Genomic DNA, 26081 nt, shown 5'->3' with positions numbered 1-26081 from the left:
GCCGCTGGCCCCGGACGATCCGCCGCCGCCAGCAGGCCTCCCGTCCGCGAGTCGATTCCAGGGATGGACCGGGCTTGACCTCGACGGGACTTGAGGTTCCATCGTCGCGGTATGACGCTTTCCGATGGTGCCGCGGTTGTCCTGGGTCCAGGTGGGCTCGTCGGCACGGCCTGGCTGCTCGGGCTGGCAGCCGGGCTGCGCCGGGACGGGGTGGACCTCGCCGATGCCGGTCTGATCGTGGGAACCTCGGCGGGCGCGATCGCCGGGGCCGTCCTGGCCACCGGTGGCGACCCTCGGCGCCTCGCCGTCCTGCCCGAGCGGTCCGGCCCACAGGTGCGGCCGGACCCGCACCTCATGACGGAGGTGTTCTCCACCCTCGGCGATCCTGAGATCGACCCGACCGATGCCCGGCGCCGCGCGGGCCGCATCGCGCTCAGCGCTCCGACGGTCCCCGAGGCGACGCACATCGCCGACATGAGGTTCGTGATCGGTGCGGAGGCCTGGCCGGCCCGGCGGCTGCTGATCACCGCCGTGGACCTGGAGACCGGTCAGCCCGTCGTCTGGGACGGTAGCAGCGGTGTTCCGTTGTCCCTGGCCGTCGCGGCGAGCTGCGCCATGCCCGCCGCCTACCCACCGGTCCTGATCGCCGGCCGCCGCTACATGGACGGTGCTCTCGCCGGCGGGTCCCACAGCCACCTCGCCGTCGGCGCCGACCCAGTGGTGGTCATCGAACCGATGGCGCCCAGAGTCGGGTCGCCCGGCGGGCCGGCCGGCGCGGCCGCGGTCGTGCGCATCGCCGCCGACGATGCCGCGCAGGACAGCTTCGGCACCGATCTGGGTGACCGGACCCACTGGGAGCCCGCCTATCAGTCCGGCGAGAACCAGGCCGCCGCAGCTGCCGCACGCATCCGCGAGGCACTGGGACAGCAGGCGACACGCCATGCCCCTCGGGCAGGCCGAGGCGTGGGGGCAGACCGGTAGTCGGGCGGGCGGCGCCAGAGGCGGACGGGGTCAGACGCGGCCGGGGATCAGAGAGCGCTCAGGCCGGAGCGCAGGGAACCGCGCCCGGTGAGGAGCAGCAGCAGGTCAGCGGCATCGGGGCCGCGGGCCGCCAGCTCCGCGGCAAGGTCGAGACCAGCGGCCAGGGCCGAGCCGAGCGGGGCCCCGGCCCCCGGCCCGCCGTCGCCCGGGAGCGCGCGGGCCAGGTCGAGGCCGTGCACGGTCAGTTCGAAGGTCCTCGTCGGCAGGTAGTCGACGAAGGCCATCGTGCCGACCGGGCTGCGGACCAGGGTGCTGTCCGCGGTGGCGGCCACCAGGGCCAGCACCCGGGTGGCGAGCGCGCCCACCGCGCCCGCCGGGTCCGCGCCGAGGGCCCGACCGGCGGCGCGGCCACGTTCGGCCACCGCGGCGGGATCCCCGAGGCCGGCCCGTGCCGCGAGGTAGTAGTCCGCCGGCCCGGCCAACTCGTACGCGTACGCGTCGAGCGCCGGGTCAGCGGGCTTACCGGCCTGTACCTCCTGTGTGGCCTGCACGGCTGTCGGCAGGTAGGCCTCGATCGTCGACAGGGCCCGGCTGGTGTGGCCCACCAGGTCGCGCACCGTCCACTGGCCGAGGGCGGGGAGCTGCCAGTCCTCCGGGCCGACCCTCGTCACCAGCGCGGTGAAGGCGGCGGTGGCCTGGCCGAAGGCCTCACGCCGAGTCTCGGACGTCCTGACGGCTGGTTCGTCGATGCTCCGCATGTAACGACTTATAGTCGTTACATGAAGGGCGTGGCAACCGCTGTCCGGGTGCTCCCGCCGGGCGAGCTGCCCGACTGGGAGCTGCAGTTCCGGTTCCTCTCCGGCCGGCTCTGCCTGGCGTACACGGCGACGGTGGGCGAGCGCTGGCGCCGTAGCTTCGAACGACTCCGCGCCGGTGAGGATCTTGGCCGCTGGTTCGTGGCCGCGGGCCTGCTGGCGGAGCCGCCGACGGTCACCGAGACGCAGCTGCGGTCCGCGCGCCGGCTGCGCGAGGCGGTCTACCGCACCGCGCGAGCCGCGATCGACGGCGGAGCAGCCGGCGACAGTGATCTCCGGACGATCAACACTCACGCCCGGCACGCGGGCCTGGCCCCGCAGCTCACCGGCCTGGGCACCCGGGAGCTCCATCCGGGGCGCACCCCGGTCGAGGCCGTGCTGGCCACGGTCGCGCGGGACGCCGTCGAGCTGCTGGGCAGCCCGGACGTCGCGCGGATACGGGAGTGCGCCAGCGACGAGTGCGCGCTGCTGTTCTTCGACGCGTCCCGGCCCGGCCGACGCCGCTGGTGCTCGGACCAGGCCTGCGGGAACCGTGCCCGCGCCGCCCACCACCGGGCCCGCCGTTCCTGACTGCCGCCCGCGACACCCGGAACGATGTGCGACGATGACGGTGCGTCGGTGGGCGCACCCGCCGACCTACAGCCATGGAGATGCCGGTGATGGTCGCCGCCGCGCCCCGCCCTTCCTATTCGGTCCTGCTCGCCGAGGATGACCCGGGCGATGCGATGCTGGTGACCGAAGCATTCCTTGCCCGCGGTCTCGGGCAGGAGGTGGAGACCGTCGCTGACGGCGTCGAGGCGATGGCGTATCTCCATGACCCGGCTCTGCGAAAGCCGGATCTGATCATCCTTGACCTGAACATGCCTCGGATGGACGGCAGGGAGACCCTCGCCGCGATCAAGGCTGATCCGGCGCTGCGGAGCATCCCGGTCGTGGTGCTGACGACGTCCGAGGCTCCGGATGACGTGTCAGCCAGCTACCAGCTGCATGCCAACGCCTATGTCTGCAAGCCGCAGGAGCTCGACGAGTTCTTCGGCGCGATTCGCGCGATCGACGGCTTCTATCTGGAGCTCGCCCGACTCCCTGGTCATCAGGCCCCTTAGCCCAGGAGCTGCCGGCGGTCGTCGTCCTTCGGCGAAGGTACGCGGGCGGGTGGCCGGCGGTACGCAGACTGCCTCAGGCTGGGCTCGGCCGGGCGCCGGGGCAACGGTCCAGGGCCGCCGATGCGTCAGTCGGGGTCGCGGCGTGGGGGCCTGGTGCGGACGATGCCGTCGAGGTCGCCGGGACCGGGGGTGGCGCGCACGTCGCGCAGGCTTACCGGCTCGCCGCACTCGGAGCAGCCGAGCACGGTGTGGAAGACCTCCCCGCAGCCGGTGTGCCGCAGCTGCAGGGGCGGGCCGTCGGGCGCGGCGTGCCGGTCGCCCCACTCACGCAACGCGGTCAGGACGGGCCACAGGTCACGGCCCTTCTCGGTGAGCCGGTAGTCGTGGCGCGGGGGGTTGTCCTGGTAGGGCACCCGGCTCAGCACTCCGGCGTCGACCAGGCCGGCCAGGCGCTGGTTGAGGATGTTGCGGGAGATGCCGAGCCGCTTCTGGAAGTCGTCGAAGCGGGTCACCCCGAGGAAGGCGTCGCGGACGATCAGCATCGTCCACCACTCGCCGACGATCTCCAGCGTCTGGGCGACCGAGCAGTGCATGCCGGCGAAGCTCTTGCGCTCCATGGACTCAACGCTAGTGGGTTGCTTGATAGAACTGCAAGCTCCTAGGGTGAGTTCCATGACGGAACTCATGGTGGAGCGGGGCGCCACCCCACAGTCGGCGAGGACTGCTTCCGGGCGCGGGGTGCTGCTGATCGTCTGCGCCGGCGTGGTCCTGGTGAACCTCGACCTGTTCGTCGTCAACGTGGCGCTGCCGCAGATCGCCCGCGACCTCGGTGAGACCAACCTGGGCACGCTGTCCTGGGTCCTCAACGGGTACGCGGTCTGCTACGCCGCGCTGCTGGTGTTCTTCGGCCGGCTGGCGGACCGCTACCGCCGCGATCTCGGCTTCCTGCTCGGAGTCGTGGTCTTCACGGCGGCGTCCGCGGCCTGCGCGGCGGCCAGCAACGTCGAGATGCTGATCGGCTTCCGGCTCGCGCAGGCCGTCGGCGCCGCCCTCGTGACACCCACCTCGCTGGGTCTGGTGCTCGCGGCCCACAGCACCGACCGCCGTCAGGGAGCCGTCCGGGCGTGGACGGCCATCGGCGGCATGGCGGCGGCGATCGGCCCGGTGATCGGCGGCCTGCTGGTCGCCGCGAGCTGGCGTTGGGCCTTCCTGGTGAACATCCCCGTCGGTCTGGCGGCCCTCGTCGCCGGGCGCCGGTGGCTGCCGAAGCTGGCGGGGCAGCCGACGGAGCGGCCCGACCCGCTCGGGGTGGTGCTGGCGACCGGCGGCATCGGACTGCTGACGGCGGGGCTCGTCCGCGGCGGCGACTGGGGATGGACGTCCGCGGCCCTGCTCGGGACGCTGCTTGGTGCCGTGGTGCTGCTGGCGCTGTTCGTGGCGCACTGCGCGACCAGCCGGACCCCGCTGATCCATCCTTCGCTGTTCGCGGGGCGGGCGTTCACCGGTGCGTCCCTGGTGGCGTTGTTCTTCTCGGCGTCGTTCGCCGCGATGCTGCTGTCGATCGTGCTCTGGGAGCAGGGGCACTGGGGCTGGTCCCCACTGCGGGCGGGGCTCGCGATCGCGCCGGGGCCGCTCATGGTGCCGCTGGTCGCCTTCGGCGTGGCCGGTGCGCTCATCGCCCGGTACGGAGCGGCTGTCGTGATCGCGGTCGGCTGCGCCGTCTTCGGCGGCGGCGTGGCCTGGTGGGCGCTCGCGGTCACCGAGGAGCAGAACTACGTGTCCGGGGTGCTCGGTGGCATGCTCCTCACCGGCATCGGTGTCGGTCTGACGTTGCCCACCATGATGGCCACCGCCTCGGGATCGCTGCCGCCGCAGTCGTTCGCGACCGGCTCCGCGGTGGTCAACATGCTGCGCCAGACGGGTTTCGCGCTCGGTGTGGCGGTCGCCATCGCGATTCTCGGTGAGGCCTCGGTGGGCACGGGGACACCGCTGCACGCCTTCCGGGAGGCCTGGTGGGTGACGGCAGGTCTCGCCCTGGTCGGCATCGTCCCGGCGGTGCTCCTGCTGCGCCGCCCGGCGCGGGCCGCGCACCCGTCGACTCCGCCCGCTCCGACCACACCGGCCCCTCCGACCGCACCTGTCGCCCCGGCCGCGTAGCCGGGCTCGAGGGCGGGCGGCTGGCCAGGCTCGGGGCGGGCAGCCGGGGGCCCCGGGGCCGGTAGCGTGAACGGCGTGCCCGCCTACCGGATCGTTCTCGCCTCGGGCTCACCGCGCCGCCGCGACATCATGACCAGCATGGGCCTGGAGTTCACCGTCGTCACCAGCGGCGTGGACGAGACGCTCCACGACTATGACGGAGCGTCGGACTTCACGGTGCAGGTGGCCCGCCGCAAGGCGCTGGCCGTGGCCCGCTCCGAACCGGAGGCGCTGGTCGTCGGCTGCGACACGGTCGTCGGTCTCGACGGGCGGATCTTCGTCAAACCCGACAGTGAACAGGACGCCGCGCGGACGCTGCGGGAACTGCGCGGCCGGACGCATCACGTGACCACCGGTGTCGTCGTGGTCCACGGGGCGACGGGTCRCTGCCACGGGCGAAGTGCGACCACCGCGGTCACGATGCGCCTGTTCGGCGACGACGAGATCGCCGCGTACGTCGCATCGGGCGAGCCGCTGGACAAGGCGGGGAGCTACGCGATCCAGGGTGCCGGCGGGGCTTTGGTGGACCGCATCGACGGGGAGTACGACACCGTTGTCGGGCTCCCCGTCAGCGTCCTCACCGATCTGCTGCGGGAGTTCGGCGACCCCGGCAGTGTCGTGCCGGGGGTTCGGCCGCCGGCGGTCAGCTGACGCCGAGYAGGTCCACGACGAAGATCAGGGTCTCGTTGGGCTTGACGGCGCCGCCGGCACCGCGCGAACCGTAGGCGAGGTGCGGCGGGATGACGAGCTGACGGCGCCCGCCGACCTTCATGCCCTGGACGCCCTGGTCCCAGCCGGAGATGACCTGACCGGCACCGAGGCGGAACCGGAACGGCTGGCCGCGGTTGTACGAGGCGTCGAACTCCTCACCCGAGCTGTGGGAGACACCGACATAGTGGACCGAGACGGTCCGGCCAGCGGTGGCCTCAGTTCCCTGCCCCTCGGTGAGGTCCTTGACGACCAGGTCGGTCGGCGGAGTCGGGTCGACGAAGTCGATCTCGGGCTTTTCCATGTATCCACCCTATGGGCGCCGCACCGCCGACCGGCCGGCACCCCGCGGGCCTCGGTCTCGGTCTCGGCCTCGTCAGGCGTCCTCGTCGGACATCCAGTGGACGAAACGCTGGAGCGGGAACATCGCGTCGTGCGGGCCGCCCTCGACGTGCTTCGCCGCGCCGCCGAGCCGCACCACCCGCTGCGCGCCGGCGCTGGCGAGGCGGTCGCGCATCGCCCGCTTGCGTTCCGGCGGGTACATGCCGATCGTCTGCGTCGCGACGTTGACGTGGCGGACGGCGTCGTCGAGCGAGTCGACGTGCACGACGTTCGCCGTCTTGTTGCTGGGGTGGAAGTCGACCGGTTCGGAGGTCAGGATGACCAGGCCCCGTCCGTCGGGTGCGCCCCAGACCTTGCAGTCGTCGTCCATGACCTGCAGCATCTGGATCTCGTCGCGGGTGTCGACGGGCAGCGGCAGCGCCACGGCCGAGGCGATCTCCCGGTCGACGCCGAGGCGTTCCTGCAGGGCCGCGCAGAACTTCTCGATACCGTCCCGCTCGCCCTCGGCGAAGATGAAACGGCTGGCCAGGCAGGCCTCCTGGTTGAACACGGAGACGTCGACAGCGGCCGCCTCGGCGACCTCGGCGATCACCGTGTCGGAGCTGAAAGCCTCGGGCCCGACCATCGAGATGGACGTCTTCGGGTCGAACGAGACGAGCTGCAGACCCGGGCCCAGGTAGCGGATGACGTTGTTGATCGCGTCGCCGCCGCCCCAGGCCACGATCCGGTCGAAGTACTGCGGGCGGTAGAGGGTGCGTTCGATGCGCTCGTCACCGCCGCGCCAGTAGACCGCCGACATCGAACGGACGACCGGATGCTCCGGGTCGACCTCGGCCATGGTGCGCAGCATGGCGACGCAGGTGAACGGGTCACTGGACGGCATCTTGAAGACGTTGACGGCCTTGACCAGCGCACCCTGGGCGATCGAGGAGATGCAGCCCGTCGGCGAGTTGCCCGCCAACATGTGGATCATCCGCGGCGGGAAGGCGCGCAGCGCGCCGTGGTTGCCGTGGAAGTCGACCCGGTCGACCCAGCCGTCGAGCGCCGCCGGGTCGGCGAAGTTGGTCTCGATGCTGCCCCACAGCGCCCGCTTCGTCAGGCGGTGCCGGGCGACGCGGAACAGGTTCTCCACCACCCGCCGCGGCAGCGGGTTCGTCGCGATGATGCGCTCGGCCGCCTCCTGCAGGTGGACGTTGTCCTCCAGGACGAGTCGTTCGCCGCAGGCGACGAGGAAGTCGATGATCTCCTCGGTGCTGACGTCCAGCAGCGGGGGCAGCTCCGAGCGCGGGGTGACCAGCGCGTCCAGCGAGATCTCGGGGGTGGCGAACTCGACGCCGAGGTCACGGGAGCGGTAGCGCACCGCCCCGCCGCGCACGAGCTGCCCGCGGACGAAGTGATCGACCCGGATGACATCCTGCGCGGGGGTGGGGGCGGGGACGGCCGGTTCGKCTTCGGTGGTGGTCATGACAGGCCCCTCACGTAGGCGTCGACGGTGCCGGCGCAGCCGATCTTGTCGTCGCCCTCCAGGTCGGCGTAGCGGACGATGGTGTCGCGGATACTCGGCCCGGCGTTCCCGCAGGCGCAGGGGCCGTGGTCCAGCGAGATCCGGTCGCCGGTGATGACGCCGCCCCAGCGGCCGTCGAGTGCCAGGTCGAAGAACGCGGCCCGGCCCTCGACCTCGCCGCCGGTCTCCGGGAGCAGCGCGTCGCCGTCCCGGGTGAGGACGAACGGGACGACCCACGGCGGCACGTGGTAGCGGCCGCCCTCCCGGCAGCGCGGCATGCCGGAGTTGAGCTCCTGCATGCTGTAGTTCTGGAAGGTGCGGGTGGCGGGAATGTTGAAGGTCTCGTGGACGAACTGCTGGTAGTCCGGCGGGAGCTGGGCACGCTTGAGGCCGCCGCCGACGTAGATGCAGTTGTCGGGGTGGAAGTCGTCGCCGCTGTAGCCGAGATCCCGCACCAGCTTGGYGATGTGGTAGAGCGCGTTCCACATCCCGGCGRGCATGAGCTTGTCCCCGCGCGCCGCGACCAGCGTCTCGGCGGCGATGACATAGGACTTGTCGAGGATCTCCGCCCGCTCCTGCGACGTCGCCTCGAAGTCGGCGATCTCCTCGGGCCGGGCCGTGCCCTCCGCCATCGCCCGGCGCAGCACCACCATCTTCGTCATCTGGCCGATGGTGATCGGCGGAATCGGCAGCCGGAAGGGCTTGAACCGCGGGTCACCGAAAGCGGCGACCTGCGCGTCCCGGATGATGTTGTTCTTCGKCACGCTGGCGCTTGGCGCCAGGCCCATCATCCGGCGGTCCTGCGCAGGCTGGACACCGGAGCCCCAGGAGAACACGCCGACAGTGTCGAGGCGGGACCAGTCCATGTCCCGCTCCGAGGCGATCAGCATCGCCGACTTCCCGGTCGTGCCGCTCGAGCACGAGATGTAGTGCCGGTTCTCCTCGTAACGCGCGACCCAGTCGTCGATATCGGTGATGTCGGACGTCTCTATCGGGGTGAGCGGGTAGGCCGAGACGGTGCCGAGCCATTTCCCCAGGCGGTCCMATTTCTGCTCGGCGAGGAAGCTTTCGGGATAGCTCTTGTACGCGGTGTGCGGGAAGAGCAACGGGACCGCGTCGGCCAGCGACCGGATCTCGGTGACCTTCTCCTCCTTCGCGCGGAAGGCGAGCAGCCGGATACGGTCCCGGCGTTCCTGAAAACGCTCGTTCAGGGCCTCGACCTGGGCCTCGCGTAGTTCCGCGTACGGAATGTCGAACCGCTTCTCCGACCGCACGAGCCCTGTCAGGCGCTCCACTGCACTGCTCACCAGCATCTCTCCCTCCGCCCGCGACAGAACTAGACTCGCGAGTCTAGTTTCGAATGTCAAGAGGAGATCCTGCGGTCCTCGCGGATGCCGGCAGGAGGGGAAGCGCCGGGCCCGGCACGTGCGACGGCTGTCCGCACCTGCCCTGCAACCCCCATACTGAGGTCACATGGACCACCGCGTACTCGGCCGCACCGGCGTGCGGGTCTCCCCGCTCTGCCTCGGCGCCATGATGTTCGGGGACTGGGGCAACCAGGACCATGACGACTCGACAAAGATCATTCACCGGGCGCTGGACGCCGGGATCAACTTCATCGACACGGCGGACGTCTACTCCGCCGGCGAGTCCGAACAGATCGTCGGGAAGGCTCTGGTTGGCCGACGTGACGACGTCGTGCTGGCGACCAAGCTGTTCATGCCCATGGGTCCGGACACCAACCAGCGCGGCCTGTCCCGCCGCTGGATCATCACCGAGGTGGAGAACAGCCTGCGGCGCCTCGGCACCGACTGGATCGACCTCTACCAGGTACACCGCCCCGACCCGTCGACCGACATCGACGAGACCCTCAGCGCTCTCACCGACCTCGTCCGCGCCGGCAAGATCCGCTACTTCGGCAGCTCGACGTTCCCGGCGCACGAGGTGGTCGAGGCGCAGTGGGTCGCCGAGCGGCGCCACCGCGAACGGTTCGTCACCGAGCAGCCGCCCTACTCGCTGCTCGTCCGCGGCATCGAGGCCGATCTGCTGCCGGTGGCGCAGAAGTACGGACTCGGCGTGCTGCCGTGGAGCCCGCTCGCCGGCGGCTTCCTCTCCGGGCGTTACAAGCGCGGCGGCGGCGAGGTCACCAGCACCCGCACGGCCCGGGTCCCCAACCGCTACGACCTGTCCCTGCCGGCGAACCAGCGCAAGGTCGAGGCCGCGATCGCGTTCGGTGACCTCGCCGCCGAGGCGGGCATCACGCTGATCGAGCTGGCGCTGGCGTTCGTGCTGCGCCACCCGGCGGTCACCTCCGCGATCATCGGTCCGCGCACGATGGAACATCTGGAAAGCCAGCTCACCGCCGCCGATGTCGTCCTGGACACCGCGACACTGGACCGCATCGACGAGATCGTCCCGCCCGGGGTGAACCTCAACCCGGAGGACGCCGGGTACGCACCAGCCGTCCTCAGCAAGCCGGCCCTGCGCCGCCGCTGAGGCTCCGACGTGCACGCTCTGTCGCCTGGGCGTTCTGAGCAGGAGGATGGAAAGGGGGAGGCCGCCCGATCCGCGGCGGCCTCCCACGATCCCGGCCGATGGCTCAACGGCCGAGCCTGGATCCGACCGGTCCGGTGTCCGCGTGGTCGCCATCGTTCTGGCGGATCACCGCGGCGTAGCCGGCCGGAGATCCGGACAGCTCCGGCGCCAGCCCATCCGGCGCCGCCTGCGCGGGTGCCGCGTGGTCGACCAGCCGCGCGCCCTCGACGTCGACGTTGGGCAGCAGGCGGTCGAGCCAGCGCGGCATCCACCAGGCGGCGCGCCCCAGCAGGGCCATGACCGCGGGGACGATCGTCATCCGGACGATGAAGGCGTCGATGGCGACGCCGAGAGCGAGCGCCAGACCCATCTGCTTGATCAGTGCTTCCGGAGTGAGGATGAACCCGGCGAAGACACTGATCATGATGATCGCCGCGGCGATGACCACCCGGGCGCCGTGGTCGAACCCGGAGACCACCGCCTCGGTCGCGCCGGCGCCATGGACGTGCTGCTCCCGCATGCCCGTGACGAGGAAGACCTGGTAGTCCATGGCGAGGCCGAACACAAGGCCGACGATCAGAATGGGAAGCAGGCTCATGATCGGCCCGGTCTGACCCTCGATCCCGAGCAGCCCCTCGAACCAGCCCCACTGGAAGACCGCGACCACCACTCCGAGCGAGGCGACCACGGTGAGCAGGAAGCCGCCGACCGCCTTGAGTGGGACGAGCACCGAGCGGAAGACCAGGCAGAGCAGGATGATCGCAAGGCCGACGACGACCATCAGGTAGGGCAGCAACGCGTCGCCGAGCGAGTCGGTGATGTCGACGGCGAGCGCGGTGCTTCCGGTCACCGAGACCTCGGAGCCGTCGGGTGCGGGCAGGTCGCGGATGGCACGGACCAGGTCGCTGGTCTGGGCGGCGGCCGGGCCGGTCTCCGGGATGACGCTGAGGATCGCCGTGTCACCGGCCGCGTTGACCTGTGCCGGGCTGACGTTCGCGACGTGGTCGAGACGGCCGATCTCGGCTCCGACGGCCTCCGCCGCGGCCTGCGGGTCGGTGGCCGGCGACCAGGCGTTCGGGTGGGTGTCGACGGTGATGGTGAGCGGGCCGTTGAAGCCGGCRCCGAAGTTGTCCGACAACAGGTCGTAGGCCTTGCGCGCCGAGGAGTCCGGCGCGGCGGTGCCGTCGTCGGGCAGGGCGAGCCGCATGTCGAGCGCCGGGATCGCGGCGGCGCCGAGGGCCATCACGGTGGCCACCAGAACGGCGACCGGGTGGCGGGTGATCCAGGCGGCCCAGCGGCGCGCGCGGGTCGGTGTGCTCGGCAGGTGCCGCACCGGGGAGTCGCCGCCCTGGGCCGCCCGGTCGCGCCGGTCGCGGCGCGGGTGGACCCTGGCACCGGCGAAACCGAGCAGCGCCGGCAGCATCGTCAGGGCGATGACGACCGCGAGCAGGACGGCGAAGCTGGCTGCGACGCCCATCTCGGTCAGGAACGGAATGTTGACGACCGCCAGACCGACCAGCGCGATCGCCACCGTCAGGCCCGCGAACACGACCGCGGAGCCCGCGGTTCCGACCGCCCGGCCCGCCGCGTCCTCCTGGCTCAGGCCCCGCCCGAGCTCCTGGCGGTAGCGGGAGACGACGAACAGCGAGTAGTCGATCGCGACGGCGAGGCCGAGCATCACCGCAAGCGTCGAGGTGTTCGACGACAGCTCGACGAAGCCGGTCGCGGCGGTGATCGCGGCCACCGCGGTGCCGACACCGACCAGCGCGACCAGCAGCGGCAGACCGGCGGCGACCAGCGACCCGAGCGTGATCACCAGGACGAGTGCCGCGACCGCCAGACCGATCAGCTCGGTCGCCTCGCTCCCGCCCTCCTCCTCGGTGGCATCGCCGCCGGCCTCGACGATCAGACCCGCGGCACGCCCGTGCTCGATCGCCTGTTCCAGGGTGTCGCGGGCCTCATCGGAGAGGTCGGCGGCGGCGACACTGTAGGTGACCTGCGCGAACCCGACCCTGCCGTCATCGGAGAGTTGTCCGCTGTAGGGATCGGCGATGGAGCCGACCTCGTCCGTGCCGTCCAGGGAACTGACGACCGAGCCGACAGCGTCCTGCCAGCGCTGCGCGGTGAGCGGTGACCCGTCCGGCGCGGCGAAGACGACTCTGGCCGTCGCGCCGTCCGCTCCGGCCTCGGGGAAGCGTTCCTCCAACAGGTCGAGCGCCCGCTGGGATTCGGTGCCCGGCATCGTGAACGTGTCCAGGGTCGGCCCGGACAGGGTGGCGGCGCCCACCCCGGAGACGAGCAGGACTCCGAGCCACAGGCCGAGGACCAGACCTCGCCTCCGGAAGGAGAAGCGGCCGAGCCGCTGGAGATAGAGAGCCATGAGAACAACCCTGCTTCTGGACGACCCCCTGGCACATCCAGCCAGCGACGTCACTTGCGCATACCGCCACAGGCGTACGCGACTGCCGCAGATGCAGCAGCATCGGCCGATTCCCTCCGCCGCATGCAGACCCGGCGACCGGTCCGGTCCCGGACCTGCCGGGCCGGCCCCACCGGGCCCGCGACCACCGTTCTCCTACTGTGGGCGGGGTTGCGGCCCGGCAGGACTCCCAGCGGCGGTGGTGCGGGCTGCCGACCGAGCGACCGGCGCGGTAGACGGGTACTGCGTCCGCAGTACCCGGGACCTACTCTCGACGCGGGTCGACAGCGCGGCTACCGCCGGTAGCGTGAACACAATGTCCGCCGGCCTCACACCGGCGTGGGCGTCGCTGCGGATGTACGCCCACTCCCGGCCCTACTTCGTCGACTGCCTGGTGGTGGTCGCCACCTTCGGCGTCGGCATCTGCGCCACCCTCGCAGACCCCTCCGCCGACGCGGACGCCCTCGCCGCTCCGTCGGTCGTCCTCGGGATGCTGGCAGCCCTCGCCCTGATTGCGCGGCGACGCTGGCCGCTACCGGTCCTCGCCGCGGCGATCGCGCTGCTCGCGGTCGGTTGGGGCGCGGGCCTGGCGAACCCGGTGCACCCGCTGGCAATGGGCGTCGCCGTCTACACCATCGCCCTGCGGCGGCGCGGCGCGATCGTGTGGTGCTGCGCCGTCCTCGCCTGCCTGGCCTCCACCCTGGCAAGCCTGGCGAACAGCCCGTCGTTCGGCGACATCGCCCCGGTGTGGACCTGGCTGGGCCTCGCGACGCTGACCGGCTACTCGGTGCGCGGCCGCCGCGACTACATCGCCGCCGTCGAGGACCGGGCGCTGCGTGCCGAGCAGGGCCGCGAGCAGGAGGCGCGGCGGCAGGTCGCCGAGGAGCGGCTGCGCATCGCCCGCGAGCTGCACGATGTCGTCGGCCACCACGTCGCGCTCATCAAGGTGCAGTCCGCCGTGGCCGCGCACATCCTGCGTGCCGACCCGGACCGGGCCGAGGAGTCACTCGGCCATGTCCGCGAGGCCAGCCGCACCGTCCTGGACGAACTGTCCGCGCTGGTGCGGGTGCTGCGCGAGCCGGACGAGCCGATCGCCACCCGCCCGGCCCGCGGGCTGGCCCACCTTGACGAACTCCTCGCCGGCTTCGCCACCAGCGGCCTGCCGCTGACCTGGGCCGCCACCGGGCAGGAACGGGAACTGCCCGCGCTCGTCGACCTGGCCGCGTACCGGATCGTCCAGGAGTGCCTGACCAACGCCTACAAGCACGGTGGCGGCGGGCACACCCACGTCAGCCTCGCCTACGAGCAGCACGGCCTGCGCATCCAGGTCCACAGCGGTGACCCACCCGCCGACCTCGCGAAGACAGGTGGGTGGACGTCGGTCGACGTCGCCGGGGCGGACCCCCAGCCTCCTACGGACCACAGACCGGGAACGGACCTCAGAACGGAGCCGGACCGCCGACCCGGGACGGACCAGCGGGCAGGAACGGAACACAGGCTAGGGACGGAACAGGTCTCCGAGTCCGGCTACGTCGCCGGCCACGGCATCATCGGCATGCGGGAGCGCGCGGCGGCGCTCGGCGGCCAGCTCCACGCCGGCCGGGGCAGCGACGGCTCCTTCACGATCTCGGCCCGGCTCCCCCTCCCGCCACCTGCCGACTCCAGCGGGGGCACCAGCACCAGCTCCGATCACGACGCAGACCAGGCACCCGACACGGGCGCGGTGGTCGTCGCACTGCCGAGCAGCGCCCCCGCGACGGATGCCGGCCGGACCGGGCGCTCCGGAGGCAGGGCATGATCCGGGTGCTGCTGGCAGACGACCAGCCTCTGGTCCGGGCCGGATTCCGGGTGTTCATCGACGCCGCCCCCGACATGACAGTCGTCGGCGAGGCCGCCGACGGTGCCGAGGCGATCCGGCTGGCCGGCGAGCTCGCGCCCGACGTCGCGCTCATGGACATCCGCATGCCCGGCGTGGACGGCATCGCCGCCACCCAGGCGATCACCACCGACCCGCGGCTGGCAAACACCCACGTACTGGTGCTGACCACGTTCGAGCTGGACGAGTACGTCTTCGAGGCGCTGCGGGCCGGCGCGAGCGGGTTCCTCGGCAAGGGTGTCGAGCCCGAGGAGCTGATCAACGCGGTGCGGGTCGTCGCCCGCGGCGAGGCACTGCTCTCCCCCCTCGCCACCCGCCAGCTCATCGCCGACTACGTCGCCCGGCCCCGGCTGTCCGCCAGCCCGGCAGCCGGTGCGCTGGACCGGCTCACCAACCGGGAGGCCGAGATCGTCCGCCTGGTGGCGACCGGCCTGTCCAACGACGAGATCGCCGAGTCGCTGTTCCTCTCCCCGTTCACCGTCAAGACCCACATCAACCGGTCGATGACAAAGCTCGGCGCCCGCGACCGCGCCCAGCTGGTGGTGATCGCCTACCAGGCGAACCTCGTCCAGCCGCCCGGCGACGCCCGCGCCGGCTGAGCAGTTGAGCTGCCTCGCCGCCACGCGTGAATGCCGCGTTTGAAAACTCCCCTGACCTGTGATGGCCTGACGGCGCAGCTCACGGACGAGGGGTCGTCGACATGTCGGTTGATCAGGGAACAAATGACCTGGAACGCCTCGCCGACCTTGACCTGGACCAGCTGAGGAAGCTGGTCGGCCTGGTGGAGTACGACGGTTCCGCGGACCCGTTCCCCGTTTCCGGGTGGGATGCGCTGGTCTGGTGTGTCGGCAACGCGGTGCAGGCCGCGCACTACTTCCAGTCGGCTTTCGGTATGGAGCTGGTGGCCTGCTCGGGGCCGGAGACCGGGAATGTCGACCATCGCGCCTTTGTACTGCTTTCCGGAGCGGCGCGGTTCGTGGTGAAGGGCGCCTACGATCCAGCCAGTCCGCTCGTGGAGCACCAGCGGCGGCATGGTGACGGCCTCGTCGACATCTCTCTCGGGGTGCCGGACGTCGACCGGTGCGTCGACCATGCCCGGGCGTGCGGCGCGACGGTCGTCGAGGATCCGCACGACGTCCGGGACGAGCATGGTCTCGTCCGGCTCGCCACGATCGCGGCCTACGGGGACACGGTGCACACCCTGGTGGACCGGTCCCGCTACCAGGGCGTCTACCTGCCGGGCTACGAACGGCGGAGCTCGACGCTGGTCCRGCGGCCGGGTGCTCCGAGAGGGCTGTTCCAGGCCGTCGACCACGTCGTCGGCAACGTGGAGCTCGGCAGGATGGACCACTGGGTCGACTTCTACAACCGGGTCATGGGTTTCACGAACATGGCCGAGTTCGTCGGCGCCGACATCGCCACCGAGTACTCCGCGCTGATGAGCAAGGTGGTCGCCAGCGGCAACCACCGCGTGAAGTTCCCGCTGAACGAGCCCGCGGTCGGAAAACGCAGATCGCAGATCGACGAGTTCCTGGAGTTCTACGGCGGTCCGGGCGCGCAGCACGTCGCGCTTGCCACGGACGACATCATCGCCGCGTATGACGCGATGGTCGCCGCGGGAGTGGACTTCCTGTCGACCCCGAGCTCGTATTACGAGGACCCGGCGTTGCGGGCCCGGATCGGCTCGGTCCGGGTGTCCGTCGAGGAGCTCGCGCGGCGCGGGATCCTGGTCGATCGGGACGAGGACGGATATCTCCTGCAGATCTTCACGAAACCGGTCGGCGACCGCCCGACCGTGTTCTTCGAGCTGATCGAACGGCATGGCTCCCTCGGGTTCGGGAAGGGGAACTTCCGGGCGCTGTTCGAGGCGATCGAGCGCGAACAGCAGTTGCGTGGCAACTTCTGAGACCGGGCCGGAGGGGCGGTCAGGGCAGGCAGGCAGGACCGACGGAGGGAGGTGGCCCGATGGCCTATTACCGGCAGGTGGGCGACGTCCCGCCGAAACGTCACACGCAGTTCCGGCGGCCCGATGGCGGCCTGTACCGCGAGGAGCTCGTCGGCGCGGAGGGATTCTCGTCCGATTCCTCGCTGCTTTACCACCGGTTCGTTCCCTCGGCGATCGTCGGCGCGTGGGTGTGGGAGCTGCCGGACCAGACACTGGTCGCGAACATGCCGCTGCGGCCCCGGCACCTGCGGCTACCGGAGCTCTTTCCGGGCCAGGAGCACAAGGCCGCCGACGCGGTCACCGGGCGGCGGCTGCTGCTGGGGAACGGCGACGTCCGGATCTCCTATGTGGTGGCCTCCGTGGCGTCGCCGTACTACCGCAACGCGGTCGGGGACGAGTGTGTCTTCGTCGAGGGCGGCAGCGCGACGGTCGAGACGTCGTTCGGCACGCTGGACGTCGGGCCCGGAGACTACGTCGTGCTGCCCCGGACCGTCATCCACCGGTGGGTGCCCACCGGGCCGGATCCGCTGCGCCTCTACGCGCTCGAGGCGAGCGGCCACATCGCGGCGCCGAGCCGCTATCTGTCGCGGTACGGGCAGTTCCTGGAGCACGCGCCGTACTGCGAGCGTGACCTGCGGGCGCCGGTCGAACCGATGCTGGTGCAGGGTACGGATGTCGAGGTCCACGTCAGGCACCGCCTGGGCCGGGACGGCCTGGCGGGAACGGTGCACGTGTTCCCCCAGCACCCCTTCGACGTCGTCGGCTGGGCCGGATGCCTGTACCCGTACGCCTTCAACGTCGCCGACTTCGAGCCGATCACCGGGCGGGTGCATCAGCCCCCACCGACGCATCAGGTGTTCGAAGGCCGGAACTTCGTGGTGTGCAACTTCGTCCCCCGCAAGGTCGACTACCACCCGCAAGCGGTCCCCGTGCCGTACTACCACTCCAACGTCGACTCGGACGAGGTGATGTTCTACGTCGACGGGAACTACGAGGCCCGCCGGGGATCGGGCATCGGCCGGGGCTCGGTCTCGCTGCATCCCGGCGGGCATTCCCACGGCCCCACGCCCGGGGCGGTCGAGCGTTCTCTCGGCGTCGAGCACGTCGACGAGCTCGCGGTCATGGTCGACACCTTCCACCCGCTCGATCTGGGTGAGGGCGCGCTGGCCGTCGACGACGGGGACTACGCCTGGTCCTGGTCCCGCCCTGGGACGGACACATGACGAATCCGCGCACCGGGCTGGCCAGCCCCCCGAGCGGCAGCATCGTCAGCCGGCTGTTGGCCGGCCTGTTCGACGACGCCGCCCTGTTCCCACCGGGCGATGCACCCATGGACGCGGCGCTCGCCGCGTACCGGTCCCGCCCCGCGGCCCTGCGGACGATGGTGGGTAGGTTCGTCGTCCCGGCGGCCCGCCTCGGCGAGCTGGTCGAGACGCTGGGGCGGGCGGGGCCACGGGAGTCCCCGGATCCGGTGGCGCTCGTGGTGACGACAACCGTAAGCGAGCTACCCGCGGTCGTGACACAGCTGCGGCCGCCGGCACTCACCCACCTCTCCCCACCCGGGGCGACCCGGGTCGAGGTGGTCGGGGTCGATGTGGCGGGAGTCGACGTGGCGGGGGTTGGGGCGGGCGCGAGGGCGGAGTCGACGTCGCTGCGTGACGCGCTGGCCCTCCTGGCGGCGGCTGGCCTGCCCGCGGGCGTCGCCGCGTCGATCGAGGTGCGTTGCGACGCGGCGCAGGGCCGTCCGCTGGACGAGCTGGCCGCCGCCGGCCGTCAGCTCAAGCTGCGTACGGGCGGCCCTCGGGCCGACCTCTTCCCAGGCGGGGGTGAGCTGGCCCGGGCAGTCGTGGAATGCGCCGCCCGGAACCTGCGCTTCCGATGCACAGCCGGGCTGCATCACGCGGTGCGGCACACGGACGCCGCCACCGGCTTCGAGCACCACGGCTTTCTCAACATCCTCGTCGCGGCACGGGCCGCCGTCACCGGCGCCGGCAGTGTCGCCGTCGCCGACCTTCTCGGCTGCCGGGACGGGGCGGTGCTGGTGGACGAGATCGGCGCGTGGTCCGCTGCCGACGCCGAGCGGGCCCGGGCGCTGTTCACCTCCTTCGGCACCTGCAGCATCGCCGAGCCGGTCGGTGACCTCGTCGCCCTCGGGCTGCTGCGGTCAGACGGCGCGAACAGCGCGAACAGCGCCGGATGACAGCGCCCGCCGCGAGCTGGCTGGACAGCGACGTTCCCGCCGACAACGGGTTCGGCCTGGAGAACCTGCCGTACGGCGTCTTCTCCACGCAGCGGGATGGCCGGCCTCGCACGGGGGTGGCGATCGGTGACCGGGTGCTGGATCTGGCCGGTCTGACCGACGACCCCGTCCACGCCACGGGATCGCTGAACGCGTTCCTGGCACTGGGGCCGCGACGGTGGCAGGCGCTACGTGCCGATCTGGTCGGGTGGCTGACCGAGGAGCGGCACCGTGCCCTGGTCGAACCGCACCTCGTTCCGGTGGAGGAGGCGCGCCTGCACCTGCCGGTCGCGATCGCCGACTACGTCGACTTCTACAGCTCGCGGCACCATGCGGAGAATCTCGGCCACCTGTTCCGTCCTGGCGGTGCGCCGCTGACTCCCAACTGGCTGCACCTGCCCCTCGGCTACCACGGGCGCTCGGGAACCGTGGTGGTGTCCGGCACGCCGGTGGCCCGCCCGCATGGCCAGCGCAGGGGCGCCGCGGACGGACCACCCACGTTCGGGCCGTCGCTGCAGCTGGACATCGAGGCGGAGATCGGGTTCGTCGTCGGGACACCGTCGCCGCTGGGCCGGCCGGTAGCACTGGAGGAGCTGGACCAGCACGTGTTCGGAGTGTGCCTTGTCAACGACTGGTCCGCGCGTGACCTGCAGTCCTGGGAGTACGTGCCGCTCGGCCCCTTCCTGGGAAAGTCCTTCCTGACCTCGGTCTCTCCCTGGGTCGTGCCGCTCACGGCGCTGCAGGCGGCCCGGATCCCGCCCCCTCCCCGCGAGGTGGCGCTGCTCCCCTACCTGGACGACGCCGCGACGGCACCGTGGGGCCTGGACATCCAGATGGAGGTGCGGATCAACGGACACGTGGTCAGCCGCCCGCCCTTCGGGCTGATGTACTGGACGCCGGCCCAGCAGCTGGCGCACCTGACCGTCAACGGGGCCTCGCTGCGTACCGGCGACCTGTTCGCGTCCGGGACGGTCTCCGGCCCCGAGCAGCATCAGCGCGGGTCGCTCATCGAGCTGACCTGGGGCGGCCGGGAACCGCTGGAGCTGCCCGACGGTTCCGTCCGCACCTTCCTGCAGGACGGCGACCGCGTCAGCATCACCGCCACGGCCACCGGAGTTCACGGCGGGACCGTCTCACTCGGTGCGGTCACCGGCCGGGTCCAGCCGCCCCGGCCGATGCCCTGACAGTCGCCACCCGCGTGCTCCGCGGCGAGACGGACAGCGCGGAATCCGGGCGCATGCAGCCCGGCCAGTCGGTCTCGGCACCCCGCGCAGGTCAAGCGGCGCTCTGCCGTAGATCGCCCACCCGCCGACCTTCCGCCTATCAGACCGAACTGGCCGTCGTTTCAGCGTCCGTAGACGTACGTTCCCGCCCCGACCGACACGAGACATTCCGACAGGGCACCGGCCACGAGCGACGAATCAGAATCCGGTCAGACGGAGACCCAAGGACCGAGCGGATCAGGCGCCAGATGCGCGGCCAAGCAGAATTCACCCTGTTCCGCCACCGCACCCTCCTCGACTAACACTCCGTCACCACCGAATATGGAACAGAGCCGTCGATCGGATGCTCCCTCCTCAGCCCTGCCGAAGGGGTTTCCGATCACCCGGTCGCCATCCAGATGCTTGATGGCGACCGCACATCCTGTTCACCGGCCTTCGCCCGATGGCATGGTCCCGTTGGCGCCGCCGCCACCAAGCCCGTGCCCGCACATCCCACTACCACCGACGCGCAGCAAGATCTCCGCAAGTGCGGCTGTAGCACTAAAAGAGCCACGGCGTGTCGCGGACTCAGTCATGCCACGGTTTTGAAGAAGGGGCGATCACCGGTGATCTCGACTCGGCGCACCACGCGGACCTGGGGAAAGTGGTCGGCGGCGCTGCGGTGGTTCGTGCTGCGCTCGTCCCAGACCGCGAGATCACCGGGCTGCCAGCGCCAGCGGCAGTGGAAACGGGGATCGTCGATGTGCCGGGCCAGTAGGCCGAGCAGCGCCCCGCTCTCCTCCTCACTCATCCCGTCGATGCGTCGCATGAACCGGCCACCCAGAAAAAGCGCATGCCGGCCGGTCTCGGGATGGGTCCGTACCAGCGGGTGCCTGACCGGCGGGAACGCCTCCCGCAGCCGCCCCGCGAGCAGCTCGGTATCGAAAGTCGCGCCCTTCCTGCGCATACCTTCGATGAAACTCTCGCAGTCGTGCACCACGTCCAGACCGGCTAGCAGGCGCTGCATCGTCGGTGACAGTGCCTCGTACGCCGCGGTCATCGAGGCCCACAGGGTGTCGCCACCACGTTCGGGCACGACTTCGGCGTGCAGCAGGGCGTACTTCGGGGGCTCCGCCGCCCAGGTGACATCGGTGTGCCAGTAATCAGCCTCGGGCGGGCTTTCGGGTCCGTCACTGATCACCTGGAGGGTCGGCTCCGTCGCCCCCCGCAACCGGGACAGGGGGAAGACGGCGACCTCACCGAAGCTCTCGGCGACTGCCACGTGCTCCTCGGGCCCCAGTCGCGCACCGCGGAAGAAGATCACCTCGTAGTCGTGTAGCTGGTCGCGAACCTCGGCGATCTGGCCGCGATCCAGGGAACGAACGTCGACACCACGGATCTCGGCTCCCAGGGCACCGGACACAGGAAGAACATCCACATCGGCCTCCTTCGTCTTGGGCTCCGAGGGTCTCTTCCACACACTCCATTCGTCCAATAGAAGTTGCCTCCGATGTCCATGCACGATATTTATAGATCATGGAACTTCATCAGTTACGATGYGTCATCGCGATCGCCGAAAGCGGCACCTTCACGGAGGCCGCCAACGCGCTACACCTGAGCCAGCCGGCACTGTCACATGCCGTCGCGCGCCTGGAGAAGGAGCTGGGCTCCAGGCTCTTCCACCGCAACTCGGCCGGAGCCCGCCTGACCGCTGCGGGCGAGGCACTCCTCGCACCGGCACGCCGAGCACTCGCCGAGGTGATCAGTGCCCGAACAGCGGTACAGGCGGTGGCGGGCCTGCTCAGCGGCCAACTCAGCGTCATAGGAGTCCGGACCGCCGCAGTCGAGACCGCCGATCTCGTCGTCCGGTTCCATCATCGTCACCCTGGCGTCCAGATCCTGGTCGAACAGCCAGCCGACGACCGGGCCGTCGTCGAAGCCGTCCGCAACGCCAGATGCGACATCGGTGTCATCCATGGCACCGAGGCACCACCCGACCTCCCACACACCCCAGCCGGCACCCAGCAACTACTCGCGCTCTTCCCCGACGAACTGGCGCCCCCCGGCGAATCGGTGACAGTGCGCTACCTCGCGGAGGTGCCGCTCGTCGTTCCGTTGTCCGGGACCTCCGCACGCGCCAGGCATGACGCGTTCTTCCGGAACCTCGCCCGGCAACCGACCATCGCCGCGGAATGCACCGACCACAGCACCGCAATCGAACTGGTCCGGGGCGGCCTCGGCGCGACGCTCATCTCAGGCTCACGCCACGCCCGCATCAACACCGACGGCGTCGTGGCTCGCCGGGTCCGCCCCGACATCAGGCCCGACCTCGCCGCAATCCGCAGACCCCACGGCTCCCCCGCCGCTGAGGCGTTCTTCCGCATGCTGACACCCTGAGAATCTCGACAGTTTGGAGGGGCCACGCGGGTGTCCCGAGTGACCAGCACGTTGCTGGACAGGGAGCTAGCAGGTGGACGAACCCTTTTCGGCAGCACACGAAAGATTGATCGCGGCCTGAAAGCGGGCAGTCAGGCCGACATGTTCCCGCAGGTCACGGCATCCTTGCTCATAACCGTCCGCCACGAAAACATACTGCTCGCTGCCACACCATTGCCATACAATGATCTTCGACTGGCCGATGGAGATCATTTCTACGGTATAGCTGCAGGTCGGAGACGGTGGACAGAACCGGGTACAACCCGAACCGCTACCCCACCATCCCGGCCCCACGATCACCATCCCCGACCGCAGGGACAGGCCGTCTACCAGCGGAAACGCGCGGCCACGCCGTCGTGCGTCCGCATACGGAGCGCGGGCCACGACCCCGGGATGACACCAGTGATCGGGGCCAGTAGGCCGTGGCCCCGACCACCAGCCCGGACGTCCACGTTGGGCGGCACGCTCGGGTAGCGGGAACGAATCGGCCATGATGACCGGGATTGYATGGTGGGATGCCGCCCGCTTTCAATCACTTCGCTGGACCGACATGCGGATAGGGAACCGGACGGGAGACCCCAACTCGACGTCGCCCAGCCAGCCCATTCCAGTCACTCCCAGAAATAAGGACGGGGAGGCCTCAGCGTCCGCGGCGGATGTTGTCGCCCTCGGTTCCATGAAGTCAGCCTGCCAGATAACAGGATATCCAGTGACCTGGAGGATGCACGGGCCCGCGATTACTCGTAGGGCCGGTTCCGGCGGGTTGGACTGATGGCACGGATCGCCGACTCAGGAAAGGTTCCGTCGGAGGCGATGTATTCGGATAGACGGACGAAGCGGTAGCCGAAGCCCGTTAGCCGGGGTATCGCGCTGGCGATCCCCTCGGCGGTACCGCCGGAGGGGTGGTTCATATGACCGATGACGATTGAACCCGGCCGGGCGGTCAGCACGGCGTGTGCGACCTGGTCTGGAGTGAAGGTCGCTCCGGCGTCAGCGTTGACGTCGAAGTTGACGACATGTTCACCAAGATCGGCCGCGATCCTCATAGCTACGTCGTCGCAGTGCGCCGTGCCCGATCGGAAGAACCGCGGTGGATGGCCGAGGACCACGCTGAGCCTGCCTCGGTTTCCGTCGATCTCATCGAAAACCTCGCCAACATCATGCGTACCGGTGATTCCGTAGGCGGACTGGCCAGACACCGACAGCGGACGATGCTGGGTGCCGTGGTTGGCGATCTCGAACAGTGGGTCGGCGGCGAGGTCGCGGAACACCTGGGGGTTGGCATCGAGCCAGCGGGAATTGAGGAACAGGGTGGCCGGCACCTCGTGTCGGCGGAGAAAACTGATCAGCGCCTGGTCGTAACCGCTGCCCTGCGGACCACCGCACGCGTCGAATGTCAACGCGATCACCCTGTCGCTGGTGGGCAACATCGTGGTCACACCGGGAACGTCCAGGCCCCACGTTGAGGGCCGGATTTGACCATAGCGGGCGATCACCTCGTTGCGGGTCACCGTGCCAGCGGTCGGCGCAGGGCTGCTGGCCGAGGACGCGATGGCCATCGAGTGATCCGCCTCGGTGAGCAACGGCGTCGGGCTCGGCGGGACGTCAGAGTTCGACGCAGGGTTCGCGGTGCCTGGCTGGCCGGCGCAACCCGCGAGCAGCGGGATCGCCAGCAGCACACGGCGACTCAGGGACAACCGTCCTCCGTTTCCACGGCGATCAGTCGTACCGTCGCCCGGCCATCGCTGTAACAGTAATGTGCCACTGCCGACCGCATCGACGCCGTTGAGCCTCGATCCGACCGCTGACAGGCCGCGCTGACAGACGCTCGCCAGGCACCCTGCGGGTTGAATCGCCGCAGCCGCAGACTGTTGCCCACCACAAAGATCGAACTGAAGGGCTCTGCTGCATCCGGCCGGGGCAGGTTCTCGTGCCGACGGTCGGGCATGATCAAGTGATGGGTCGAGATGCGGTCGTTCCGTCAGCTCCGGTGTCGGAGTTCGCCGGGTTCTGGTTCCCGCCCGAGATGATCGGGCTGGCGGTCCGCTGGTACCTGCGGTACGCCCAGCCCTACCGGGACGTCGAGGAGCTCCTGGCCGAACACGGCCTCGAGGTCGATCACGTCACGATCTACCGGTGGGTACAGCGCCTCACGCCCTTGCTCATGGACGCGGCCCGGCCCAACCGGCACCGTCCCGGCGACAGATGGTTCGTCGATGAAACGTATGTGAAGGTCGCCGGCCGCCGGACCTACCTGTACCGGGCCGTTGACCAGCACGGAGTGGCAGCATCTGGTCATCGTAGAACCCCACACCCGCTCCTTACCCGGCCCGCCGCTGACCGGACCGCTGTTCACTCGGGCCGTTTTGATCGGGTGTCCTGGGGTTCGCTCGTCCCGAGTTCCTGGGTCTCCCGCGCAGACCGGGCCTTGTCGCCGGCCTGCGGAAGCGCCGCTTGGCGCAGGCCCGGCGAAGCGGGCAACGCGTCCGCTAGGCGTCGGCCGGTCGCGGGGCCGGTAGGGCGGCGGCCACCTCGGCGGCAACCTCGCTCCCGAACGCCTTTGCCTGGGCCACCGCGAGGGAGCCGTCGGCGGCCTGCGCGCGTCCCCGGGACGCCGTCCGATCTCGTGCAACCGGCCAGCGGCCCAGCGCAGCAGCTCCTCGGCGGCGCGCACCCTGGTGGCCAGCCGCCCGTAGCGCAGAATCGTGTGCGGATCCTGCGCCGCCGATTCCGCCCAGCCACCACGGGTGGCCTCGAAGAACGGCCGGGCCCGGGTGCGGACGAACGCGCCGGCGTCCCGCAGCGCGCCACCGGCGATGCCGATCTGGATCGCGGCGTGCACGAGCTGGGCCCGGGCACCAGCTGCTGCGGGACCCCGAAGGCGCGGTGGTAGGGAATGACCAGCGCCGGGTCGACCGGTACGGCCCGCAGAGTCGTCGTTCCGCTCACCGTGGCGCGCTGGCCCATGACGTTCCAGTCGTCGTCCACGGTGACCCCGGGGGCGTCGCGTTCGACGAACGCCAGCGCCAGGTGCTCGGACTCGTCAAGCGCGCTGACGCCGATCCACCGCGCGGTGATCGACCCCGTGCTGTAGTACTTGCTCCCGTCCAGGCGTAGTCCGGCCCCATCGGTGCGCAGCCGGGTGTGCAGGTCCTGCGCGTGCCGGCCACCGCGTTCAGCGAGCCCGCTTCCGAGGCGGGCGCCGGCGAGGATCTCGGTGAACAACCGCTGCCGCTGTGTCGTGCTCCCCCACAGAGCCAGCACGTCGACGAACAGGAAATGGCCCTGGGGGATCTGGGCGAGGGCCGGATCGACGGCGGCGATCGTCCGGACGACCTCGGCGAGGGTCACTGGCGAGACGTCCGCGCCGCCGTAATCGACCGGCACCGTGATGCCCAGCAGGCCACTGGCATCCAGCGCCTGCAGGGCGTCCACCGGAACGGCCGCCGACCGGTCCCGCTCGATCACCGTACCGGCGATCGACTCCGCGTAGCGCCGCGCGACAGCGACCGCCTCCGCGTCCGATCCGATCACGGGAGTACCCATCTGAGCCCTCATCGGCGAGCCGCCAATCCGCAACGATCACCCCACGAGAGGCGGCAGGACCGCCGACACGTGATGCCCCGCCCGTGATGCGCGGCCATGACGCCGCCTAAGAGCGTGTCTCACGTCGAGTGCGGGAGTTTCTTCCAGCAGGTGATCGCGGCGGCGAGGCAGAGGAAGCCGAGGAAGTTCCGGCCGTTGCGTTCGTAGCGGACGGTCAGCCGGCGGTACCCACCC

21 protein-coding genes and 4 pseudogenes are annotated in these 26081 nt (G+C 70.6%); 14 read left to right on the top strand and 11 right to left on the bottom strand.

Annotated features, from left to right (window positions below):
* Positions 1 to 111: 111 nt before the first annotated feature.
* Positions 112 to 981, top strand: a complete 870-nt coding sequence (locus CC117_RS25345; protein WP_071088400.1) for a patatin-like phospholipase family protein — start codon at positions 112 to 114, stop codon at positions 979 to 981.
* Positions 982 to 1028: 47 nt separating this feature from the next.
* Here CC117_RS25345 and CC117_RS25340 read toward each other — a convergent pair whose 3' ends face one another.
* Complete coding sequence (locus CC117_RS25340; protein ID WP_084132765.1) at positions 1029 to 1739, bottom strand: maleylpyruvate isomerase N-terminal domain-containing protein; 711 nt, start codon at positions 1737 to 1739, stop codon at positions 1029 to 1031.
* 30 nt (positions 1740 to 1769) lie between these two features.
* On the opposite strand from CC117_RS25340, the gene CC117_RS25335 reads away from it, so the two are divergent.
* Positions 1770 to 2366, top strand: a complete 597-nt coding sequence (locus CC117_RS25335; RefSeq protein ID WP_198541980.1) for a CGNR zinc finger domain-containing protein — start codon at positions 1770 to 1772, stop codon at positions 2364 to 2366.
* 89 nt (positions 2367 to 2455) lie between these two features.
* Positions 2456 to 2899 (top strand): response regulator, encoded by a 444-nt coding sequence (locus CC117_RS25330; RefSeq protein ID WP_071088462.1) that lies wholly within the window; start codon positions 2456 to 2458, stop codon positions 2897 to 2899.
* Positions 2900 to 3024: 125 nt separating this feature from the next.
* Here the strand turns inward: CC117_RS25330 and CC117_RS25325 are convergent, their stop codons facing one another.
* A complete protein-coding gene (locus CC117_RS25325; RefSeq protein ID WP_071088396.1) occupies positions 3025 to 3516 on the bottom strand; it encodes a winged helix-turn-helix transcriptional regulator in 492 nt (163 codons plus the stop codon).
* Positions 3517 to 3571: 55 nt separating this feature from the next.
* Between CC117_RS25325 and CC117_RS25320 the strand changes: the two genes are divergently transcribed.
* The gene (locus tag CC117_RS25320; protein WP_071088394.1) at positions 3572 to 5056 is read left to right on the top strand and encodes an MFS transporter; all 1485 of its coding nucleotides are present in this window, start codon (positions 3572 to 3574) and stop codon (positions 5054 to 5056) included.
* Positions 5057 to 5122: 66 nt separating this feature from the next.
* Positions 5123 to 5746: a Maf family protein gene (locus CC117_RS25315; protein WP_116287900.1), complete on the top strand. Its 624-nt coding sequence runs from the start codon at positions 5123 to 5125 to the stop codon at positions 5744 to 5746.
* On the opposite strand, the gene CC117_RS25310 is transcribed toward CC117_RS25315, so the two are convergent.
* The 3 genes from CC117_RS25310 to CC117_RS25300 form a co-directional block, all read right to left on the bottom strand.
* On the bottom strand, positions 5739 to 6107 hold the full coding sequence (locus tag CC117_RS25310; protein ID WP_071088392.1) for an FKBP-type peptidyl-prolyl cis-trans isomerase: 369 nt from the start codon (positions 6105 to 6107) through the stop codon (positions 5739 to 5741). The genes CC117_RS25315 and CC117_RS25310 overlap by 8 nt on opposite strands.
* 72 nt (positions 6108 to 6179) lie before the next feature.
* Positions 6180 to 7610 (bottom strand): acyl-CoA reductase, encoded by a 1431-nt coding sequence (locus CC117_RS25305; RefSeq protein WP_071088390.1) that lies wholly within the window; start codon positions 7608 to 7610, stop codon positions 6180 to 6182.
* Positions 7607 to 8956 (bottom strand): hypothetical protein, encoded by a 1350-nt coding sequence (locus CC117_RS25300; protein WP_071088458.1) that lies wholly within the window; start codon positions 8954 to 8956, stop codon positions 7607 to 7609. Before CC117_RS25300 ends, CC117_RS25305 begins: the two co-directional genes overlap by 4 nt.
* Before the next feature lie 166 nt (positions 8957 to 9122).
* Here CC117_RS25300 and CC117_RS25295 point away from each other — a divergent pair, with 166 nt between their 5' ends.
* Positions 9123 to 10145, top strand: a complete 1023-nt coding sequence (locus CC117_RS25295; RefSeq protein ID WP_071088388.1) for an aldo/keto reductase — start codon at positions 9123 to 9125, stop codon at positions 10143 to 10145.
* Between the two features lie 103 nt (positions 10146 to 10248).
* On the opposite strand, the gene CC117_RS25290 is transcribed toward CC117_RS25295, so the two are convergent.
* Complete coding sequence (locus tag CC117_RS25290; RefSeq protein ID WP_071088385.1) at positions 10249 to 12564, bottom strand: MMPL family transporter; 2316 nt, start codon at positions 12562 to 12564, stop codon at positions 10249 to 10251.
* 355 nt (positions 12565 to 12919) lie between these two features.
* Between CC117_RS25290 and CC117_RS25285 the strand changes: the two genes are divergently transcribed.
* The 6 genes from CC117_RS25285 to fahA all read left to right on the top strand — a co-directional run bounded on the left by CC117_RS25285 (position 12920) and on the right by fahA (position 19847).
* Complete coding sequence (locus tag CC117_RS25285) at positions 12920 to 14401, top strand: sensor histidine kinase (RefSeq protein ID WP_071088383.1); 1482 nt, start codon at positions 12920 to 12922, stop codon at positions 14399 to 14401.
* On the top strand, positions 14398 to 15078 hold the full coding sequence (locus CC117_RS25280; protein ID WP_071088381.1) for a response regulator transcription factor: 681 nt from the start codon (positions 14398 to 14400) through the stop codon (positions 15076 to 15078). Before CC117_RS25285 ends, CC117_RS25280 begins: the two co-directional genes overlap by 4 nt.
* 101 nt (positions 15079 to 15179) lie before the next feature.
* Positions 15180 to 16385, top strand: a complete 1206-nt coding sequence (gene hppD, locus CC117_RS25275; RefSeq protein ID WP_071088379.1) for a 4-hydroxyphenylpyruvate dioxygenase — start codon at positions 15180 to 15182, stop codon at positions 16383 to 16385.
* A 59-nt stretch (positions 16386 to 16444) separates the two neighbouring features.
* Entirely contained in the window at positions 16445 to 17647 is a 1203-nt protein-coding gene (locus CC117_RS25270) for a homogentisate 1,2-dioxygenase (protein WP_071088377.1), read from the top strand.
* Positions 17644 to 18624 carry a hypothetical protein gene (locus tag CC117_RS25265; protein ID WP_084132763.1) on the top strand — a complete coding sequence of 327 codons (981 nt, stop codon included), beginning with the start codon at positions 17644 to 17646 and terminating at the stop codon, positions 18622 to 18624. The genes CC117_RS25270 and CC117_RS25265 overlap by 4 nt, the downstream gene beginning before the upstream one ends.
* A complete protein-coding gene (gene fahA / locus CC117_RS25260; protein WP_071088375.1) occupies positions 18621 to 19847 on the top strand; it encodes a fumarylacetoacetase in 1227 nt (408 codons plus the stop codon). The genes CC117_RS25265 and fahA overlap by 4 nt, the downstream gene beginning before the upstream one ends.
* 610 nt (positions 19848 to 20457) lie before the next feature.
* On the opposite strand, the gene CC117_RS25255 is transcribed toward fahA, so the two are convergent.
* The gene (locus tag CC117_RS25255) at positions 20458 to 21303 is read right to left on the bottom strand and encodes a TauD/TfdA dioxygenase family protein (protein WP_071088373.1); all 846 of its coding nucleotides are present in this window, start codon (positions 21301 to 21303) and stop codon (positions 20458 to 20460) included.
* A 98-nt stretch (positions 21304 to 21401) separates the two neighbouring features.
* On the opposite strand from CC117_RS25255, the gene CC117_RS25250 reads away from it, so the two are divergent.
* Positions 21402 to 22262, top strand: coding sequence for a LysR family transcriptional regulator (locus CC117_RS25250; RefSeq protein WP_071088371.1), 861 nt, complete (start codon positions 21402 to 21404; stop codon positions 22260 to 22262).
* Between the two features lie 776 nt (positions 22263 to 23038).
* Here the strand turns inward: CC117_RS25250 and CC117_RS25245 are convergent.
* On the bottom strand, positions 23039 to 23980 hold the full coding sequence (locus CC117_RS25245) for a polysaccharide deacetylase family protein (protein ID WP_071088369.1): 942 nt from the start codon (positions 23978 to 23980) through the stop codon (positions 23039 to 23041).
* A gap of 311 nt (positions 23981 to 24291) precedes the next feature.
* On the opposite strand from CC117_RS25245, the pseudogene CC117_RS35270 reads away from it, so the two are divergent.
* A pseudogene (locus CC117_RS35270) lies at positions 24292 to 24582 on the top strand (IS6 family transposase); the annotation flags it as partial.
* A gap of 399 nt (positions 24583 to 24981) precedes the next feature.
* Here the strand turns inward: CC117_RS35270 and CC117_RS39335 are convergent.
* From CC117_RS39335 to CC117_RS40675, 3 pseudogenes are all read right to left on the bottom strand, one after another.
* A pseudogene (locus tag CC117_RS39335) lies at positions 24982 to 25143 on the bottom strand (SfnB family sulfur acquisition oxidoreductase); the annotation flags it as partial.
* Between the two features lie 143 nt (positions 25144 to 25286).
* Positions 25287 to 25847: pseudogene (locus tag CC117_RS39330) on the bottom strand (acyl-CoA dehydrogenase family protein); the annotation flags it as partial.
* A gap of 119 nt (positions 25848 to 25966) precedes the next feature.
* Positions 25967 to 26081, bottom strand: a pseudogene (locus CC117_RS40675) (IS5/IS1182 family transposase); the annotation flags it as partial.

The sequence above is a fragment of the Parafrankia colletiae genome (assembly GCF_001854655.1).
Taxonomy (GTDB): Bacteria; Actinomycetota; Actinomycetes; order Frankiales; family Frankiaceae; genus Parafrankia; species Parafrankia colletiae.
The sequence above is the reverse complement of the archived record's forward strand: the minus strand, read 5'-3'. Positions and strand labels throughout refer to the sequence as shown.

Bases quoted from the DNA above. Each gene is read 5' to 3' on its own strand.
- CC117_RS25345 (WP_071088400.1), top strand. From the start codon at position 112: ATGACGCTTTCCGATGGTGCCGCGGTTGTCCTGGGTCCAGGTGGGCTC.
- CC117_RS25285 (WP_071088383.1), top strand. From the start codon at position 12,920: ATGTCCGCCGGCCTCACACCGGCGTGGGCGTCGCTGCGGATGTACGCC.
- CC117_RS25325 (WP_071088396.1), bottom strand. From the start codon at position 3,516: ATGGAGCGCAAGAGCTTCGCCGGCATGCACTGCTCGGTCGCCCAGACG.
- CC117_RS25270 (WP_071088377.1), top strand. From the start codon at position 16,445: ATGGCCTATTACCGGCAGGTGGGCGACGTCCCGCCGAAACGTCACACG.
- CC117_RS25265 (WP_084132763.1), top strand. From the start codon at position 17,644: ATGACGAATCCGCGCACCGGGCTGGCCAGCCCCCCGAGCGGCAGCATC.
- fahA (WP_071088375.1), top strand. From the start codon at position 18,621: ATGACAGCGCCCGCCGCGAGCTGGCTGGACAGCGACGTTCCCGCCGAC.
- CC117_RS25320 (WP_071088394.1), top strand. From the start codon at position 3,572: ATGACGGAACTCATGGTGGAGCGGGGCGCCACCCCACAGTCGGCGAGG.
- CC117_RS25330 (WP_071088462.1), top strand. From the start codon at position 2,456: ATGGTCGCCGCCGCGCCCCGCCCTTCCTATTCGGTCCTGCTCGCCGAG.
- CC117_RS25340 (WP_084132765.1), bottom strand. From the start codon at position 1,739: ATGCGGAGCATCGACGAACCAGCCGTCAGGACGTCCGAGACTCGGCGT.
- CC117_RS25280 (WP_071088381.1), top strand. From the start codon at position 14,398: ATGATCCGGGTGCTGCTGGCAGACGACCAGCCTCTGGTCCGGGCCGGA.
- CC117_RS25295 (WP_071088388.1), top strand. From the start codon at position 9,123: ATGGACCACCGCGTACTCGGCCGCACCGGCGTGCGGGTCTCCCCGCTC.